Genomic DNA, 16,301 nt, shown 5'->3' on the forward strand with positions numbered 1-16,301 from the left:
CCCCCGGTGCCCTCCGGCCCGGCCGACGTCACGGACGTGACGGCGGCGGCGTGACCACGCGCCCGGCCGATGATCACCACGCAACGCCACACCGAGCCTCCAGGTCGAGGCCGCGCACACGACGCACGCAGGCAACACGCGAGCACCGCACGCGCAGCGCGACCCGGGGACCCGGCAGACGCATGAGGACGCAACCCATGTCCAAGTCGCCCACCACGGCGCGCCCGTCCACCTCCCGCCCGACGACCCTGCGTGCGATCGCGCGGATCCTCCCCTACGTGAAGCCCCACCAGGGCCGCCTCATCGCCGGCATGGCCGCAGCGATGGGTGCCTCCCTGGTGGCGCTCGCCATCCCCTACGTGCTGCAGTGGCTCGTCGACGGTCCGCTGTCGTCGCGCGACTCGGCGCAGATCTGGCCGGCCGGCCTCGCGGTGCTCGCGCTCGGCCTGCTCGAGGCGTTCTTCATCGCCTCGCGTCGCCGCCTGGTGATGCGGCCGTCGACGCGCATCGAGTCGAGCATGCGCAACGCCCTGTACGCGAAGCTGCAGGACCTGCCCGTGTCCTTCCACGACCGGTGGGAGTCGGGGCAGCTGTTGTCCCGTTCGGTGTCGGACCTGTCGCTGATCCGCCGCTGGCTGGCGTTCGGCGTCGTCCTGCTCGTGGTGAACATCATCACGATCGCGGTGGGCTTCGTCGTGCTGTTCACCTTCGGGTGGCTGCTCGCCCTGATCTTCCTGGTCGCGTCGATCCCCTTGTGGATCAACGGGCTGCTGTTCGAGCGCCGGTACTCCGTCGTGGCACGCCGCAGCCAGGACCAGGTCGGCGACCTCGCCACGAGCGTGGAGCAGTCGGTGCACGGCATCCGCGTGCTCAAGGCGTTCGGCCGCGGCGGCGCGAAGCTCGACGAGTTCAGCGAGCAGGCCGAGGCGCTCCGCGGCACCGAGATCAAGAAGGCGAAGGCCATCGCGAGCATCTGGCTGTGGCTGCTGCTCGTGCCGGACGTCGCCTTCGCGCTCTGCCTGCTGGCCGGCATCTGGCTGGCGTCGCAGGGCGAGATGACCGTCGGGCAGCTCTTCGCGTTCTTCGCGACCGCCACGGTGCTGCGGTTCCCGATCGAGTCGATCGGCTTCTTCCTGTCGATGACGTTCGACACCAGGACGGCGGTCGACCGCTTCTTCGAGGTCATGGACTCCGAGAACACCATCACCGACCCGGCCGAGCCGAAGACGATCCCCGAGCCGCACGGCGCGCTCGCGTTCAACGCGGTGCACTTCCGCTACCAGGACTCCGCACCGCAGTACCCGGACCTGGTGAACGGCGTCGAGCTGCGGCTGGAGCCGGGCGAGACGATGGCGCTCGTCGGGCTCACCGGGTCCGGCAAGACGACGCTGCTCGCGCTCGTCCCGCGGCTGTACGACGTCACCGGCGGGTCCGTGACGATCGACGGCGTCGACGTCCGCGACCTCACCCGAGCGGAGCTGCGTCGCCACGTCGCGGTCGCCTTCGAGGACGCCACCCTGTTCTCGACGACGGTGCGCGAGAACGTGCTGCTCGGCCGCCCGGACGTCACGGGCGACGAGGCCGAGGCGCTGATGCGCGAGGCCCTCGACATCGCGCAGGCGTCCTTCGTGGACGACCTGCCCGACGGCGTCGACACCCGCGTCGGCGAAGAGGGCCTGTCGCTCTCCGGCGGACAGCGACAGCGTCTGGCGTTGGCGCGGGCGATCGCCGCGCGGCCGTCGGTGCTCGTGCTCGACGACCCGCTGTCGGCGCTCGACGTCGACACCGAGGCGCGGGTCGAGGCCGGCCTGCGCCGGGTGCTGGCCGACACGACGTCGCTCATCGTGGCGCACCGACCGTCGACCGTCACCCTGGCCGACCGCGTCGCGCTCATGGAGAACGGCACGGTCACCGCCGTCGGCACCCACTCGGAGCTGATGGCCACCAACGAGCACTACCGGTACGTCATCTCGTCGCTCGACGACGACGATGCGGACGCCCGCGAGGAGGCGATGGCATGAGTCAGCAGGAACAGAACCTGCCCGTGGGGACGTCGGCCGGCTCGGGAGGCGCGGATCCGGTCATCGACGACGTCGCCGACGCGCAGGCTGCCGCACCGATCACCGCCTCGATCACCACCCTGGGGGTGCGCGGCGAGGAGCGTGGCGACTTCACCAAGGCGGAGAGCAAGCGCCTGCGGCGCCGCTCCCTCGCCCTGCTCGGGTCGCTCGCGGCGCCGCTGAAGGCGCGGCTCGTGCTGCTCGGCGTCGTCGTGGTCGTCTCGACCGCCGGCACCGTCGCCGGGCCGGCACTCATCGCGTGGGGCATCGACGAGGCGCTGCCCCGGGTGATCGACCAGGACGACTGGGCACCGGCGTTCGGTGTCGTGTCGGCGTACGTCGTCATCGCGGTGCTCGGTGCGGTCCTCGCCGCCTGGTACACGGTGCTCGCGGCCCGGATCAGCCAGGCGATCCTCATCGACCTGCGCAAGCGGGTGTTCCTGCACACGCAGCGGCTGTCGCTCGAGTTCCACGAGACGTACACGTCGGGCCGGATCATTTCGCGCCAGACGAGCGACCTCGACTCGATCCGCGAGCTGCTCGACTCCGGGCTGAACCAGCTCATCCAGGGCGTGCTCTACATGGTGTTCACCGCCGTGGCGCTCGTCCTGCTCGACCCAGTCTCCGGCCTCGTGCTGGCGATCTCGCTCGTGCCGCTCTGGTTCCTCATCCGCTGGTTCCAGACGAACTCGCAGACGCTGTTCCGGTCCACCCGCACCACCTCGGCGCGGGTCATCGTGCACTTCGTCGAGACGATGACGGGCATCCGCGCGGTGCAGGCGTTCCGCAAGGAGTCCCGCAACCGCGACGAGTACGGCGGCTTCGTCGAGGCGTACCGCGTGGCGAACACGAAGGTGTTCAACCTGTTCGGCACGTTCGACCCGATCCTCGTGCTCATCGGGAACGTCACGCTCGCCGCGGTCGTCATCGTCGGCGGCTTCCGCATCGTCGGTGGCTCGCTCGAGGTCGGCGTGCTGCTCGCCGTCGCCCTGTACGCCAAGCGGTTCTTCGACCCGGCGCAGGAGCTCGCGATGTTCTACAACGGGTACCAGTCGGCCTCGGCCGCGATGGAGAAGATCTCCGGCGTGCTCGAGGAACGGCCGAGCGTGCCGGACCCGGTGCAGCCCGTCCGGTTGCCGGACGCGCACGGGAAGATGGACTTCGACGGCGTCGAGTTCGCGTACAACGCGGGCAAGGTCGTGCTGCCGGAGTTCGACCTGCACATCCCGGCCGGGCAGACCATCGCGCTCGTCGGGTCGACCGGCGCGGGCAAGTCGACGCTCGCCAAGCTCATGGCGCGCTTCTACGATCCGTCCCGCGGCTCGGTGCAGCTCGACGGCGTCGACCTGCGCGACCTCGAGCCGAAGGACATGCGCCGCGCCATCGTCATGGTGACGCAGGAGGCGTACCTGTTCTCCGGCACCGTCGCGGACAACATCGCGCTCGGCAAGCCCGGGGCCACCCGGGCCGAGATCGAGGCGTCGGCGAAGGCCGTCGGCGCGCACGAGTTCATCATGGCGCTGCCCGACGGGTACGACACCGACGTGAACAAGCGCGGCGGGCGCGTCTCCGCCGGCCAGCGGCAGCTGCTCTCGTTCGCCCGCGCGTTCATCGCCGACCCGAAGGTGCTCATCCTCGACGAGGCGACCGCGTCGCTCGACATCCCGTCGGAGCGGCTCGTGCAGGAGGGGTTGGAGACCCTGCTCGCCGACCGCACCGCGGTGATCATCGCGCACCGGTTGTCGACCGTCGCGATCGCGCACCGCGTGCTCGTCATGGAGCACGGCCGCGTCGTCGAGGACGGCACCCCCGCCGACCTCATCGCCGGCACCGGGCGCTTCGCCCAGCTGCACGCCGCCTGGCGCGACTCGCTCGTGTGAGCCGCACCCGCTGACGGTCGACGCGCCCCGGTGATCCGGGGCGCGTCGCCCGTTCCGGGGTGCGTCGCTCCGGGCGGGGGACACGGCCGCTCGGGGACGACGTGGTTGGCTGGACCGATGAGCAACGAGAGCGTGCAGCCCGGCGGCGTCGCCCTGAGCGAGCCGTTCGTCGGCGCCCCCTTCGCCGAGGCCGTCCGTCGGTTCTGGCGCAAGTACACCGTCTTCACCGGCCGGGCCTCGCGCTCCGAGTTCTGGTGGTGGTGGCTGACGTCGCTCGCGATCGGTCTCGTGCTGCAGCTCGCCCCGCAGGCCTTCACGCCGGACACCCCGCTGCTCGAGAACCCGGTCGGGTCCTACCTGTTCGTGCTCTGGGGGCTGGTGACGCTGATCGGCTCCCTCGCCCTCGGCGCCCGCCGGCTGCACGACGCGGACCGGTCCGGGTTCTGGCAGTTCCTGCACGTGCTGCCCGGCATCGGCTCGCTCGTGCTCCTCGTGCTGTTCCTGCTGCCGTCGAACCCGAAGGGCGTGCGCTTCGACCGCTGAGCGCAGCACACGCACCGGTTCCTCCGGCAGGATGGACCGCAGCAGCGCGGCACGACGCCGCCGCACGACACCACCTGGGGGAGCACATGTTCGGGTTCGGCAAGAAGACCACCACGCCGGCACAGGAGCCGGCCGCGACCACCGCGCCGCAGCAGCCGACCGAGGCGCCCGCGCCGGCGTCCGACCTCGGCCTGGCGAAGGGGCGCATCAACCTCGAGAAGCGACAGGTCGTCTCGCTCACCAAGACGCAGACGATCACCGCGACGATCTCGTGGCCGAACGCCACCGACTACGACGTCTACGCCCTCGTGCAGTACCGCGACGGGCACGTCGAGACCGTCGCGCAGTTCGGCACGAAGGCCGAGCGCTCCTTCAGCCCCCGCACCGCCGACGGCGCCGTCGTGCACCGCGGTGACGAGCGACGCGGCACCGGCCAGACGACCATGGCGCAGGAGACCGTGGCGATCACGCTGAACCCCGAGATCGCCCGGATCGTGCCCGTCGTGTACTCCGCGCAGTCGAACGGCACCGGGTCCTTCCGCAAGTACCAGGTCGGCATGGCGATCGACAACGGTGCCGGTGACGTCGTCGAGATCGACGCGCGGGACGCCGACACGAACAACAAGGTCTACACGTGCGTGCCCGGCGTCATCACGAACGGCGACCAGGTCCGCATCGAGAAGCTCGAGTTCTACTCGGCACCGCGCTCCGAGAAGCGGCCCGTCATCGCGGACGACGGCTCCGTGGTGATGGACGCGGGCGCGGTCAACGCGTTCAAGTAGGCCGACCCCGTCGGCGCCCGTTCAGAACGGGTCGTCCGCGTCCGTGGTCGGCGACCAGCGCGCCCGACGCATGTCGAGCCTCCAGGTCGACGCCCCCTGCCGGACGGGCGTGCCCTCGGCGCGGTAGTGGCCGAGCGCCCGCTCCTCGTGGTGGAGCGGCGGGAGCCCGCCCGCGCGGACGACCCGCCACCACGGCAGGTCGGCGCCCTCGTGCGCCATGACCTTGCCGACGGCGCGGGACGCCCGTGAACCGAGCACGGCGGCGACGTCGCCGTAGGTCATGACGTGACCGGGCGGGATGCTCCGGACGACCTCGGCGACGGCGGCGCCGAAGTCCTCGTGCGCCCCGGTGGCGGCAGGCACTACAGCGGCAGGACCGCGAAGTGGTCGCCGTACCGGGTCTCGCGCACGACCTCGAAGCCGAGGGCGCGGAAGAACGCCTCGGGGCTGTCGTCGCCGCCGGGCTCGTACACCACGGTCAGCCGCTCGAACCCGCGGCTGCGGGCCTCGTCCGCCAGGCCGTGCACGGCGAAGCGGCCGACGCCGCGACCCTGCGCGCTCGCCGCGACGTTGACGCGCCAGATGCAGCTGCGGAGTTCCTCGTGCGTGCTGTCCGGGTCGAACGAGCCGATGATGATCCCGAGGACCTCGTCGCCGTCGAGGACCACGCGTGTCCACGCCGAACTCGGCTTGACGTCGGACTCGGCGACGCCGTACGTGGTCGGCTGCACGAACTGTTCCTGGCCCGGCTTGAGCGTCAGGGAGTTCGCCGCCGCAGCGGTCTTCGCGGAGAGTTCTTCGAGACGCAGGTCGGACATGCGGCCAGGGTAGTGGTGCGACCCGTCCGGGGGCCAGCGCCCGCGGCGGACCGAGACCGCACCGTTGCACCGCGGTATGGTCGCGGGATGGCAGAGCATCGGCGCGGGGCGAACCTGCCGTCGATCGGCGGGTTCAACCGCACGGTCGTGCTCGACGCGGTCCGCCGCTCACCGGACGGCCTGAGCCGGGTCGAGCTCGCGTCGCGCACGGGCCTCAGCGCGCAGACCGTGTCGAACGTCACCCGGTTCCTCATCGAGGCCGGCATGATCGTCGAGTCCGGCACCGTCGTCTCCGGCCGCGGCAAGCCCCGCACCATCCTGCGGCTGGAACCCGGCAGCCGCTACGCCGTCGGCGTGCACGTCGACCCCGCCGTCGTCACCTACGTGCTGCTCGACCTGGCCGGGGCGGTGGTGGCGTCGACCACCACGTCCACCCCGACCGCGGACGACCCGTCCGAGGTGGTGCGCACCGTCGCCTCGGCGGTGCGCGGCCTGGTCGCCGAGGCCGGCATCGACGTCGACGCCGTGCTCGGCATCGGCATCGCGAGCCCGGGCCCGATCGACGTCGACGCCGGCATCGTGGTCGACCCGCCCTTCCTGCCGCGGTGGCGGGACGTGCCGCTGCGCGAGGCACTCGCCGAGGCCACCGGTCACCCGGTGCTGCTCGAGAAGGACGTGACCGCGGCGGCCGTCGGTGAGATGTTCCTGGCGGGGGAGTCCGCGGCGCGGAACTTCGCCTTCGTGTACTTCGGCACCGGGTTCGGCGTCGGACTCGTGCTCGACCACGAGCCGGTGCGCGGGGTCGGGTCGAACGCGGGCGACGCCGGGCACATCATGGTCGACCAGGGCGCCCTCGCCGGGACCCCGGACAGCGCGGGCACGCGGGGCGAGGTCGGCGCCGCCGTCGCGCCGGACCGACTCGTGCGGATCGCGCGGGAGCGCGGCGTCCGCTTCACCGGCGGCACGGTCGGCGGCACCGCCCCCGTCGCGGCCGACGCGGTGAACGCTGCGTGGGACGAGCTCGCCGCAGCCATCGACGACGGGGACGCCGCCGCCGTGACGCTCGCCGCGCAGGCCGGCGCCGTGATGGGGCAGGCCGTCGTGCTCATCGTGAACCTGCTCGACGTCGACCGGGTGGTCTTCGGCGGCCCGTTCTGGTCGCGGATCGCGAGCGCGGCGCTGCCCGCCGCCCGAGCGGCGATCGTCGACTCGCCGTTGCTCGTGCCGAAGCACCCGGTCGCCGTCGTCGAGAGCGACCGGGGCGCCGACGTCGCCGCGGTCGGGGCCGCGTGCCTGGTGCTCGACGCGGCCCTGTCGCCCCGGGCCAGCGCCCTGCTCATCGGGCGCTGACCCACCGGTCGCCGCTACGCTTGCGGACCGACGCACCCGTCGGCGGTGCGGGGGACCTGGGGGGACCATGACGGACACGCTGGACGACGGCACGATCGATCCGCGCTGGGCAAGGGTCCGCCCGCTCGTGTTCCGCACGATCATCGGGGCGGTCGTCGCCGCCGGACTCGTCGGCATCGTGGCGGTGCTGCTCGGGGACTTCGGCCGGGTCGCGGTGCAGCTGCTCCTGACGATCGTCGTGGTCGTCGTCTTCGCCCTGCTGTCCTGGTACGACGCCGACGTCTCCTCGCAGCGGTCGGGGACCTTCGCGTTCGCGAGCGTCCTGACGTCGCTGTACCTGCTCGTCGCCGGGTTGGTGAAGGTCTGGATCGTCCCGACCGACCCGTACGGCGGCGACGGGATCTGGCTCGTCGGCGAACGGTTCTGGCAGTGGATCGGGCTCGTCGCCGTCGCGCGGGTGGCGCTGCTGCACGTGCACCTGCTGCTCGTCATCCACCGGCGGTTCCCGACGCCGGTGCTGCAGGTCGTCGCCAAGTCGACCGTCGGGGTCATCGCGTTGCTCGCGCTGCTCGTGTCGATCCCGTTGCTCGCCCCCGGCCTCGACCTGCGCCCGGGATACTGGCGACTCGTCTGGGTGGTCGTCATCCTCGACCTGCTCGGCACCGTCGTGGTGCCGCTGAGCAACGCGCTCTTCCGCCCGCGGGACCACCACGACGCGTCGGTGGGGTCGTGGGGGCCGTTGCCGTTCGCCGACCCCTCGCCCGGGCCGGGACCCGCTGCCTCTGCCTGGGGTGCGACGCCGGGCTCCGGTGCGGTGTCGGCGTCCGCCCCGCCGACGGCCTGGGAGCCGAGTGCGCCACCGGCGCCCATGTCCACGCCCGCTGCGTCCGCTCCCGCCGCTCCGACTCCCGCTGCCGCGGTGCCGGTCGCGTCACCGGACACCGACACGGTGACCGGTCCGGACGGGTTCCGGTACGCGACCCGACCGACGGCGTCGCGCGCGCTCGCCTGGCCGCGGTACGTCGACGGATCGCCGCTGCCGGCGCTCGCCGACGGGACGCCGGACTTCTCCGGGGTCGCCCGGGGCTGACCGGCGACGAGGTCTGGGTCGCCCGGGACGGTCGCGACCACGGTCCACGACACCCGTCGTTCACCCGACGGCCACCGGCGGGACGCCCGGATGCTGAACAGTCGTGCAGGTCTCCCCGACCTCCCCGAGAAGGACCCTGCATGCGCGCTCCTGCCCTGCGCCCGCCGACCCTGCGCCCGTCGACGCTGCGCCCGTCGACCTTGCGCGCCACCGCGGCACTCGCGGCCGCGCTCATCGCCGCCGCCGGCATCGGCGTCGCCAGCCCAGCCGTCGCGGTCGTCGGTGCGGACGACCCCTCGGTCGGTGCCGCCGCCGCGAACGGCCTGGTGGTCAACGAGGTCGAGTCGAACGGCGACGACACCGACTGGGTCGAGCTGGCGAACACCTCCGCCGCGGCCATCGACCTGTCCGGCTACGCGTTCCTCGACGACGACGGCCAGCACGAGGCGTACGTGCTGCCGAGCGGGTCGACCATCGCGGCCGGCGGGTACTTCGTCATCGACGGGCTGTCGGCCACCGCGCCGGGGTTCGACTTCGGCCTGGGCGGCAAGGACACCGTCCGCGTGTACGACACCGCCGGCGACCTGGTGCTCCGGTACTCCTGGACCGCGCACGCTGCCGTCACCTGGGGGCGCTGCCCGGACGGCACCGGGCCGCTCGTCGACACGACGGCCTCGACGAAGAGTGCGCTCAACGACTGCTCGTCGCCGGTCCGCATCAACGAGGTCGAGTCGCAGGGCGGCACCCCGGGAGACTGGGTGGAGCTGACGAACGTCGGCACCACGACCGTCGACCTCGGCGGGTACGTGCTGCGTGACAGCGAAAACGACCACACCTACCCGATCCCCGCCGGCACGACGGTCGCGCCGGGCGGGTTCACGGTGCTCGACGAGGCCGACTTCGTGTTCGGCCTCGGCAAGGCGGACGCGGTGCGGCTCGCCGACCCCGCGGGGGCGATCGCCGACGAGTACCGCTGGTCGGAGCACGCCGCGACGACGTACGGCCGCAACCCGGACGGCACCGGCGAGTTCGCCGTCACCGCCGAGCCGACGAAGGGCGCGGCGAACCGGTTCGCCGGCGTCGTCACCGCCGAGGCCTGGCCCGGCGGCCCGGACGAGACGGTGCTCGACGACGAGGACACGTTCTCGGGCGACCTGAGCGGTCTCGACTGGACGACCTCGAGCACCTCGGGCGACGGGCAGCTCTGGGCCGTGCAGAACGGCGACGGACTGCTCTACCACCTGGCCTCGGACGGCGAGGGCGGCTGGGTGCCGACCAACGCCGCGGGCACCGACCTGCGCTACGCCGACGGCACCGGGACCCCGGACGCCGAGGGCGTCACGGTCACCGCCGACGACCCGGGTGCCGTGTACGTCTCGACCGAGCGCGACAACGACGTGTCGTCGACGAGCCGACCGGCCGTGCTCCGCTACGCCACGACGGACGGGTCCGCAGCCGTGCTGCGCGCCACCGACGAGTGGGACCTGGCCGCGGACTTCCCCGGGCTCGGCGCGAACGCCGGCCTGGAAGGCGTGACCTGGATCCCGGACGCGTGGCTGACCGAGCACGCGTTCGCCGACGAGCACACCGGCGCCGCCTACACCCCGGCGACCTACCCGGGACACGGCGAGGGGCTCTTCCTCGTCGGGGTCGAGGGGACGGCGAGCGTGTACGCGTACGCCCTGATGGAGGACGGCGCCTTCCAGCGTGTGGCCACGATCGCGACGCCGTTCGCGGTCGTCGCGGACGTGCAGTTCGACCCGACGCTCGACGCCCTGTGGGTGGTCTGCGACGAGGTCTGCTCCGGCCGCACGGCACTGTTCGCGGTCACCGACGGCGCCTTCGCCGCGACCACCCTGTACGAGGCCCCGGCGGACGCGGACCGGACGCTCGCGAACGAGGGCTTCGCGATCTCGGGGGTCTGCACGGACGGCGAGCGGGCGACCTTCTACGCCGACGACAACGACACGGACGGCTTCTCGCTCCGCACCGGGACGTACCCGTGCGAGGGCGGCACGGACCCGACGCCGACGCCGACGCCGACGCCGGGGCCCACGCCCGGCCCGGGTACGGACCCGACGCCGGGTCCGACGCCGGAGCCGACGCCGGTGCCGACCCCTGGTCCGGGTGTGGACCCGACGCCGGTGCCGCCGGTGGACGGGATCACGCCGCCGGTGGTCCCGGTGGCGCCGTCGGAGGGGTCGTTGACGGGGGCGAACCGTGGTGGTGTGTCCGCTCCGGCGTCGGCTCGTGCGGGGGAGACGATCACGGTGACGGTCGGCGCGCAGTACGCCGGTGCGACGGTGCACGTGTGGCTGTACTCGACCCCGTCGCTGATCGGCACCGTCGTGGTCGCGGCGGACGGCACCGTGCGGGTGACGATCCCGGCGGACACCGCGCCGGGTGCGCACCGTCTCGCGGTGACCGCGGCGGATGGCAGCTTGGTCGGGTGGACCACGATCACGGTGGTCACGGGTGACGGGGAGCTCGCGTTCACCGGTGCGGACGGCCTCGGTGCGGGTGCGTTGCTGGCGCTGCTGCTCCTCGCCGCAGGTGCCGGGGTACTCGTGCACCGCCGCCGCCGCCGCCGCCGCCGCCGCCGCCGCCTCCGCACGGTCGCGGAGTAGTCCCCACGCCCTACGGGGCGCTTGGTGAGCAGGAACGGTCGGGTCGCCGTGCGCGACCCGACCGTTCCTGCTCACCATGCGAGGCGCGAGGCGCGAGGCGCGCAGCCCCGGGTCAGTCCTGCGTGCGGAGCGTCTGGCCGTCGTCGCCGGGGACGACCTCCTCCGTCGTCCAGCCGTACCAGTGCTCGCCGATCTGGGCGACCGCGCGCCCGTCGCCGCAGGTCACCAGGCCCGTGGTCGGCAGGTCCTCCGGCAGGAAGTCCGCGGTCATCGCCGGTCCGCGGTACGAGCCGTCGAGCTCCGTGCAGTCGTCGAGGTCCACGCCGCGCGCCGAGTCGAACCGGATGACGTAGCCGGGCTGCGAGGCGTGCAGGCGGACGTCGATGTCCTCCGCGTCGTCCGGCACCCACGCCGGCATGAAGAACGCGACGTCCTTCGACTCACCGGACCGCGGCGCGTCGGCGTACGAGGCGAAGTGCTTCTGCGGGGTCTTGTTCGGGACGATGTCCTGCAGGACGCTGCACCCGGTCGCGAGCAGGAGGGCCGACGCTGCGGCGGTCGTGGCGAGGGCGATCCGGAGCGTCCGGCGGGCGGTGGTGGGGCGGGTGTCGATGCTCATGGATCCAGTCTCGGCCGCGGCCGGCCGGTGACACATCACGTGCGCACCCGGATCGACCCGGGGGTTTTCCCCACCGTCGAGTGCTCGGCCCCGGTCGGCGCGGCACAGCGGTACCGTCGTCGGATGGGCATCGAGATCCTCCGGTACACCGCGTTCGCCGCCGAGCCGGGCGGCGGCAACCCGGCCGGTCTGGTGCTCGACGCGGCCGCGCTGTCCGACGACGAGATGCTCGCGGTCGCCCGGCAGGTCGGCTACCCCGAGACCGCGTTCGTCGTCGGCGCCACCGCGACCGGCCCGCGCGTCCGCTACTTCTCGCCGGGCGCCGAGGTCCCGTTCTGCGGGCACGCCACCGTCGCGCTCGGGGTCGCGATCGCTGAGCGCGAGGGGATCGGCACCCGGGTCTTCACCACCGCGGCCGGTCCGGTGTCGCTCGACGCCACGACCGGCGCGGACGGCACGGTGCAGGTGGCGATGACGAGCGTCGAGCCGGACTCCCGGGCCGTCGAGCCCGGGCGGCTGACCCGACTGCTCGACCTGCTCGGGCTCGTACCCGGCGACGTCGCCCCGGGGTTCCCGGTGCTCGAGTCGTTCGCGGGCAACTGGCACCCGTTGGTGGTGCTGCACGACAGCGAGCTGTTCCACCAGTTCCGGTTCGACCCGGTCCCGCTCGCCGCGCTCAAGCAGGAGAGCGGCTGGCACGGCACGGTGACCGTGCTGCACCGGACCGGCGAGCGCGAGTACGAGGCGCGGAACCTGTTCCCCGTCGGCCGCATCACCGAGGATCCCGCGACCGGTTCCGCCGCAGCGGCGACGGGCGCGTACCTGCGCGAGGTCGGTGCCGTCGCGGCGGGGGACCGCGTCACCATCCGGCAGGGCCGGCACGTCGGACGCCCGAGCGTGCTGCTCGTCGACGTCCCGGCGTCCGGCGGCATCACCGTCACGGGCACAGCGACCCCGATCGAGTGAGCAGAAGACGTCGGGTCGAGCGCGCCGACCCGACAACATCTTCTGCTCACCGAGTGCACCAGCGGCGGACAACGCCGCCCCGCGCCGCGCTGCCGCACCCGCACCCGCACGCCGCACCCCCGCGCCGCGGCCCGCGGCGAGAAACTCCTTGACACGGATAAGTCCATCCGCTGGACTAATCCTGCGCGCGGGCCGAGGAGCCCGCGGACATCCCGTGCAAAGGAGCACCGATGAAACGCCGCACCCGAATCCTCGCCGGCCTCGCCGCCGTGGCAGTCGCCGCAGCCGGCCTGGCAGGCTGCTCGAGCTCGGGGTCCGCCTCGAGCGACACCATCAAGATCGCCTACCAGAAGTTCGGCGCCTTCCAGCAGCTCGACGCCCAGATGCAGGTCGTCAAGAAGCAGTACGAGAAGGACAACCCGGGCAAGAAGGTCGAACTCGTGCCGATCCAGGCGCAGGAGAACGACTACTACACGAAGCTCGCGCTCATGAACAAGGCGCCGGCGACCGCGCCGGACGTCATGTACGAGGACACCTTCCTGGTGAAGGCCGACGCCGAGGCCGGGTACCTGCTGCCGCTCGACCAGTACACGGCGAAGTGGGACGAGTGGGACCAGTTCTTCGACAACGCCAAGCAGGCCGGCCAGGGCGACGACGGCAAGGTCTACGGGATCCCGATGGGCACCGACACCCGGGCGCTCTGGTACAACAAGGACATCTTCGCGAAGGCCGGGCTCCCCGTGCCGTGGAAGCCGAAGACCTGGGACGACGTCCTGTCCGCGGCGAAGACCATCAAGGAGCAGCAGCCGGACGTCATCCCGTTCAACATCTACTCGGGGAAGCCGCAGGGCGAGGCCTCGACGATGCAGGGCTTCGAGATGCTGCTCTACGGGGCGGATGGTTCCGGGAACACGCTCTACAAGGACAAGAAGTGGGTCACCGGCTCGAAGCAGTTCCAGGACTCGCTGCAGTTCATCAAGGAGGTCTACCAGGGCGGCCTCGGCCCGACACCGCAGCAGGCCCTCGACACGAACATCGGCACCACGATCGCGCAGACGTGGCTGCCGAAGGGCAAGCTCGCGATCGACCTCGACGGCTCGTGGCAGTCCGGCACGTGGCTGAAGTCCGGCACCGCCCCGTGGGCTGACTGGGACAAGGTCATGGGCCAGGCGCCGATGCCGACGCAGAACGGCCAGGCCCCCGGGTACAACAGCATGTCCGGTGGCTGGACCCTGGCGGTCGGCAAGAACTCGAAGAACCCGCAGGCCGCGTTCGACTTCATCACGACCTTCCTCAACAAGGAGGGCTCGCTCAAGTACGACATCGAGAACAGCCAGATCGCGGTCCGCAAGGACGTCGCCGAGGACCCGTCGTACGACGCGTCGAACCCGACGTTCAAGTTCTTCTCCGGGCTCGTGGAGAACACGAACTTCCGCCCGGCGACGAGCGACTACTCGCAGGTCTCCAACGCGATCCAGGTCGCGATGGAGTCCGTGATGACCGGGCAGCAGTCGCCGGCACAGGCGGCGAAGGCCTACGACGACGCGGTCGTCGGCGTGGTCGGCAAGGAGAACACGGTCTCCGGGTAGGGACCGGACCACCTGACGGACGGGAGGCGCGCCCCGCGTCGTGCGCCGCGCCTCCCGTCCGCCTCTCCCCACCTCAGCCAGCCCCAGCCGCACCCGGAAGGCAGCCACCGTGTCCACCACCCCACTCGCGCCGACGCTGTCGGCGCCCGGTGCGCCGAAACGCACCGACCCACCGGCCCCGCGCAAGCGGCGGCCGATGCGAGCCGCCAGCCGCGCGGTCCCCCTCCTGCCGGCGATGGTCCTGCTCGTCGTGTTCCTGCTCGGCCCGGTCATCTCGTCGTTCTACGGGTCGTTCACGAACTCGGCGCTCACCGGCGCCGGCGCCGCCGACCAGCAGTTCGTCGGCCTGCAGAACTACCTCGAGCTGTTCCGCGACCCGGACTTCCCGAAGTCCGTCGTCCTCACCGTCGTGTTCCTGCTCGCCTCGGCCGTCGTCGGCCAGAACGTGCTCGGCCTCGGGCTCGCGCTCCTCATGCGCACCGCGAACCGGGCGGTCCGTGCGATCGTCGGCACGTTCGTCGTCGCCGCCTGGGTGCTGCCGGAGATCGTCGCCTCGTTCGCCGCCTACGCGTTCTTCAACGACGAGGGGACGCTCAACGCGTTCCTCGCGTCGATCGGCATCTCCGGCCCGAACTGGCTGTACACGTACCCGATGCTCGCGGTGATCCTGGCGAACATCTGGCGCGGCACCGCGTTCTCGATGCTCGTGTACTCCGCCGCCGTGCAGGAGGTCCCCGAGGAGATCACCGAGTCCGCCGAGGTCGACGGCGCCACCGGCTGGCAGCGGCTCGTCTACATCACGCTGCCCGTCATCCGCCGGAGCATCTCGACCAACCTCATGCTGACGACGCTGCAGACGCTGTCGGTGTTCACCCTCATCTACGTGATGACGGCCGGCGGCCCCGGCACGAACTCGTCGACCCTGCCGATCCTGGCGTACCAGGAGGCGTTCAAGTTCTCGCAGCTCGGCTTCGGGACCGCGATCGCGACCATCCTGCTCGTGGTGGGGGCGGTCTTCTCGATCGTCTACATCCGCGCGCTCAAGCCGGAGGTGGACTGATGGCGATCACCGCCGACCGTCCCGTACCCAACGCCACGCGGTCGGTGACCGCACCGGGCTCGCTGCACATGACCTCGCCGCGGGGTCGGACGATGCGGTGGGTGTCGAACGTCGTGCTGCTCGTCATCGCGGTGTGCTTCGCGGTGCCGTTGCTCTGGCTCGTCCTGGCCGCGTTCGACTCCGCGGCCTCGCTGTCGGTGAAGCTGCCCGCGTCGTTCACCCTCGACAACTTCACGAAGGTGCTCACGCCGGAGCTGTCGTTCATCCCGCTCGCGAACAGCCTGCTGCTCTCCGGCGGCACGGCGGTCGTGACGGTGGTGGTCGCGCTCCTCGCCGCCTACCCGCTGTCCCGCTACAAGATGCGCGTCAACAAGCCGTTCCTGTACGGGATCCTGTTCGGCACCGGGCTGCCGATCACCGCGATGATGGTGCCGGTCTACAGCCTGTTCGTGTCGCTCAACCTCATCGACAACGTGTGGGGCTGCATCTTCTTCCTCGCTGCGACCAGCCTGCCGATGGCGATCTGGATGGCGAAGAACTTCATGGACTCGGTGCCGATCTCGCTCGAGGAAGCAGCGTGGACCGACGGCGCCTCGATGATGACGACCCTGACCCGCATCGTCATCCCGCTCATGCGGCCGGGCATCGCGGTGGTGTTCATCTTCGTGTTCATCCAGGCCTGGGGGAACTTCTTCGTCCCCTTCGTTCTGCTGCTCTCGCCCGACAAGGTGCCCGCCGCGGTGAGCATCTTCAACTTCTTCGGGCAGTACGGCGCCGTCGCCTACGGGCAGCTCGCGGCGTTCTCGATCATCTACTCCGTGCCCGTCATCGCCCTCTACGTGATCGTGTCCAGGGGCCTCGGCGGCGGCAACGCGCTCGCCGGCGGCATCAAGGGCTGATCCGTCGGCGACCAGGGC

Annotated in this window: 14 protein-coding genes; 11 read left to right on the top strand and 3 right to left on the bottom strand. The window is 71.8% G+C overall.

Annotation, left to right across the window (positions count from 1 at the left end):
* Positions 1-197 precede the first annotated feature (197 nt).
* From BIU94_RS02735 to BIU94_RS02750, 4 genes are all read left to right on the top strand, one after another.
* Positions 198-2,021, top strand: a complete 1,824-nt coding sequence (locus BIU94_RS02735) for an ABC transporter ATP-binding protein (RefSeq protein WP_071253985.1) — start codon at positions 198-200, stop codon at positions 2,019-2,021.
* Positions 2,018-3,940: an ABC transporter ATP-binding protein gene (locus BIU94_RS02740; protein WP_254782948.1), complete on the top strand. Its 1,923-nt coding sequence runs from the start codon at positions 2,018-2,020 to the stop codon at positions 3,938-3,940. Before BIU94_RS02735 ends, BIU94_RS02740 begins: the two co-directional genes overlap by 4 nt.
* A 117-nt stretch (positions 3,941-4,057) precedes the next feature.
* A complete protein-coding gene (locus tag BIU94_RS02745; protein ID WP_071253987.1) occupies positions 4,058-4,483 on the top strand; it encodes a DUF805 domain-containing protein in 426 nt (141 codons plus the stop codon).
* Positions 4,484-4,569: 86 nt separating this feature from the next.
* A complete protein-coding gene (locus tag BIU94_RS02750; protein WP_071253989.1) occupies positions 4,570-5,265 on the top strand; it encodes a TerD family protein in 696 nt (231 codons plus the stop codon).
* Between the two features lie 21 nt (positions 5,266-5,286).
* Here BIU94_RS02750 and BIU94_RS02755 read toward each other — a convergent pair whose 3' ends face one another.
* Together BIU94_RS02755 and BIU94_RS02760 are read right to left on the bottom strand one after the other, a co-directional pair.
* Complete coding sequence (locus BIU94_RS02755; protein WP_071253991.1) at positions 5,287-5,628, bottom strand: MGMT family protein; 342 nt, start codon at positions 5,626-5,628, stop codon at positions 5,287-5,289.
* The gene (locus tag BIU94_RS02760; RefSeq protein WP_071253993.1) at positions 5,628-6,083 is read right to left on the bottom strand and encodes a GNAT family N-acetyltransferase; all 456 of its coding nucleotides are present in this window, start codon (positions 6,081-6,083) and stop codon (positions 5,628-5,630) included. Before BIU94_RS02760 ends, BIU94_RS02755 begins: the two co-directional genes overlap by 1 nt.
* 87 nt (positions 6,084-6,170) lie before the next feature.
* On the opposite strand from BIU94_RS02760, the gene BIU94_RS02765 reads away from it, so the two are divergent.
* The 3 genes from BIU94_RS02765 (at position 6,171) to BIU94_RS02775 (ending at position 11,150) form a co-directional block, all read left to right on the top strand.
* Positions 6,171-7,433 (top strand): ROK family transcriptional regulator, encoded by a 1,263-nt coding sequence (locus BIU94_RS02765; RefSeq protein WP_071253995.1) that lies wholly within the window; start codon positions 6,171-6,173, stop codon positions 7,431-7,433.
* 67 nt (positions 7,434-7,500) lie between these two features.
* A complete protein-coding gene (locus tag BIU94_RS02770; RefSeq protein ID WP_071253996.1) occupies positions 7,501-8,523 on the top strand; it encodes a hypothetical protein in 1,023 nt (340 codons plus the stop codon).
* Between the two features lie 140 nt (positions 8,524-8,663).
* Complete coding sequence (locus BIU94_RS02775; RefSeq protein WP_071253998.1) at positions 8,664-11,150, top strand: lamin tail domain-containing protein; 2,487 nt, start codon at positions 8,664-8,666, stop codon at positions 11,148-11,150.
* 112 nt (positions 11,151-11,262) lie between these two features.
* Here BIU94_RS02775 and BIU94_RS02780 read toward each other — a convergent pair whose 3' ends face one another.
* Positions 11,263-11,769, bottom strand: coding sequence for a hypothetical protein (locus BIU94_RS02780; protein ID WP_071254000.1), 507 nt, complete (start codon positions 11,767-11,769; stop codon positions 11,263-11,265).
* A 123-nt stretch (positions 11,770-11,892) separates the two neighbouring features.
* Here BIU94_RS02780 and BIU94_RS02785 point away from each other — a divergent pair, with 123 nt between their 5' ends.
* The 4 genes from BIU94_RS02785 (at position 11,893) to BIU94_RS02800 (ending at position 16,283) form a co-directional block, all read left to right on the top strand.
* On the top strand, positions 11,893-12,735 hold the full coding sequence (locus BIU94_RS02785; protein ID WP_071254118.1) for a PhzF family phenazine biosynthesis protein: 843 nt from the start codon (positions 11,893-11,895) through the stop codon (positions 12,733-12,735).
* A 230-nt stretch (positions 12,736-12,965) separates the two neighbouring features.
* The gene (locus tag BIU94_RS02790) at positions 12,966-14,324 is read left to right on the top strand and encodes an extracellular solute-binding protein (RefSeq protein WP_071254002.1); all 1,359 of its coding nucleotides are present in this window, start codon (positions 12,966-12,968) and stop codon (positions 14,322-14,324) included.
* 196 nt (positions 14,325-14,520) lie between these two features.
* Positions 14,521-15,384: a carbohydrate ABC transporter permease gene (locus BIU94_RS02795; RefSeq protein WP_254784724.1), complete on the top strand. Its 864-nt coding sequence runs from the start codon at positions 14,521-14,523 to the stop codon at positions 15,382-15,384.
* Positions 15,385-15,476: 92 nt separating this feature from the next.
* Positions 15,477-16,283 (top strand): carbohydrate ABC transporter permease, encoded by an 807-nt coding sequence (locus tag BIU94_RS02800; RefSeq protein ID WP_254782971.1) that lies wholly within the window; start codon positions 15,477-15,479, stop codon positions 16,281-16,283.
* The last annotated feature ends 18 nt before the right edge of the window (positions 16,284-16,301 follow it).

The sequence above is a fragment of the Curtobacterium sp. MMLR14_006 genome (assembly GCF_001864985.1).
Lineage (GTDB): Bacteria > Actinomycetota > Actinomycetes > Actinomycetales > Microbacteriaceae > Curtobacterium.

Excerpts from the sequence above, each read along its gene's own strand:
- BIU94_RS02780 (WP_071254000.1), bottom strand. The coding sequence starts at position 11,769 with ATGAGCATCGACACCCGCCCCACCACCGCCCGCCGGACGCTCCGGATC.
- BIU94_RS02800 (WP_254782971.1), top strand. The coding sequence starts at position 15,477 with ATGCGGTGGGTGTCGAACGTCGTGCTGCTCGTCATCGCGGTGTGCTTC.
- BIU94_RS02785 (WP_071254118.1), top strand. The coding sequence starts at position 11,893 with ATGGGCATCGAGATCCTCCGGTACACCGCGTTCGCCGCCGAGCCGGGC.
- BIU94_RS02775 (WP_071253998.1), top strand. The coding sequence starts at position 8,664 with ATGCGCGCTCCTGCCCTGCGCCCGCCGACCCTGCGCCCGTCGACGCTG.
- BIU94_RS02795 (WP_254784724.1), top strand. The coding sequence starts at position 14,521 with ATGCGAGCCGCCAGCCGCGCGGTCCCCCTCCTGCCGGCGATGGTCCTG.
- BIU94_RS02735 (WP_071253985.1), top strand. The coding sequence starts at position 198 with ATGTCCAAGTCGCCCACCACGGCGCGCCCGTCCACCTCCCGCCCGACG.
- BIU94_RS02765 (WP_071253995.1), top strand. The coding sequence starts at position 6,171 with ATGGCAGAGCATCGGCGCGGGGCGAACCTGCCGTCGATCGGCGGGTTC.
- BIU94_RS02770 (WP_071253996.1), top strand. The coding sequence starts at position 7,501 with ATGACGGACACGCTGGACGACGGCACGATCGATCCGCGCTGGGCAAGG.
- BIU94_RS02740 (WP_254782948.1), top strand. The coding sequence starts at position 2,018 with ATGAGTCAGCAGGAACAGAACCTGCCCGTGGGGACGTCGGCCGGCTCG.
- BIU94_RS02745 (WP_071253987.1), top strand. The coding sequence starts at position 4,058 with ATGAGCAACGAGAGCGTGCAGCCCGGCGGCGTCGCCCTGAGCGAGCCG.
- BIU94_RS02760 (WP_071253993.1), bottom strand. The coding sequence starts at position 6,083 with ATGTCCGACCTGCGTCTCGAAGAACTCTCCGCGAAGACCGCTGCGGCG.
- BIU94_RS02790 (WP_071254002.1), top strand. The coding sequence starts at position 12,966 with ATGAAACGCCGCACCCGAATCCTCGCCGGCCTCGCCGCCGTGGCAGTC.
- BIU94_RS02750 (WP_071253989.1), top strand. The coding sequence starts at position 4,570 with ATGTTCGGGTTCGGCAAGAAGACCACCACGCCGGCACAGGAGCCGGCC.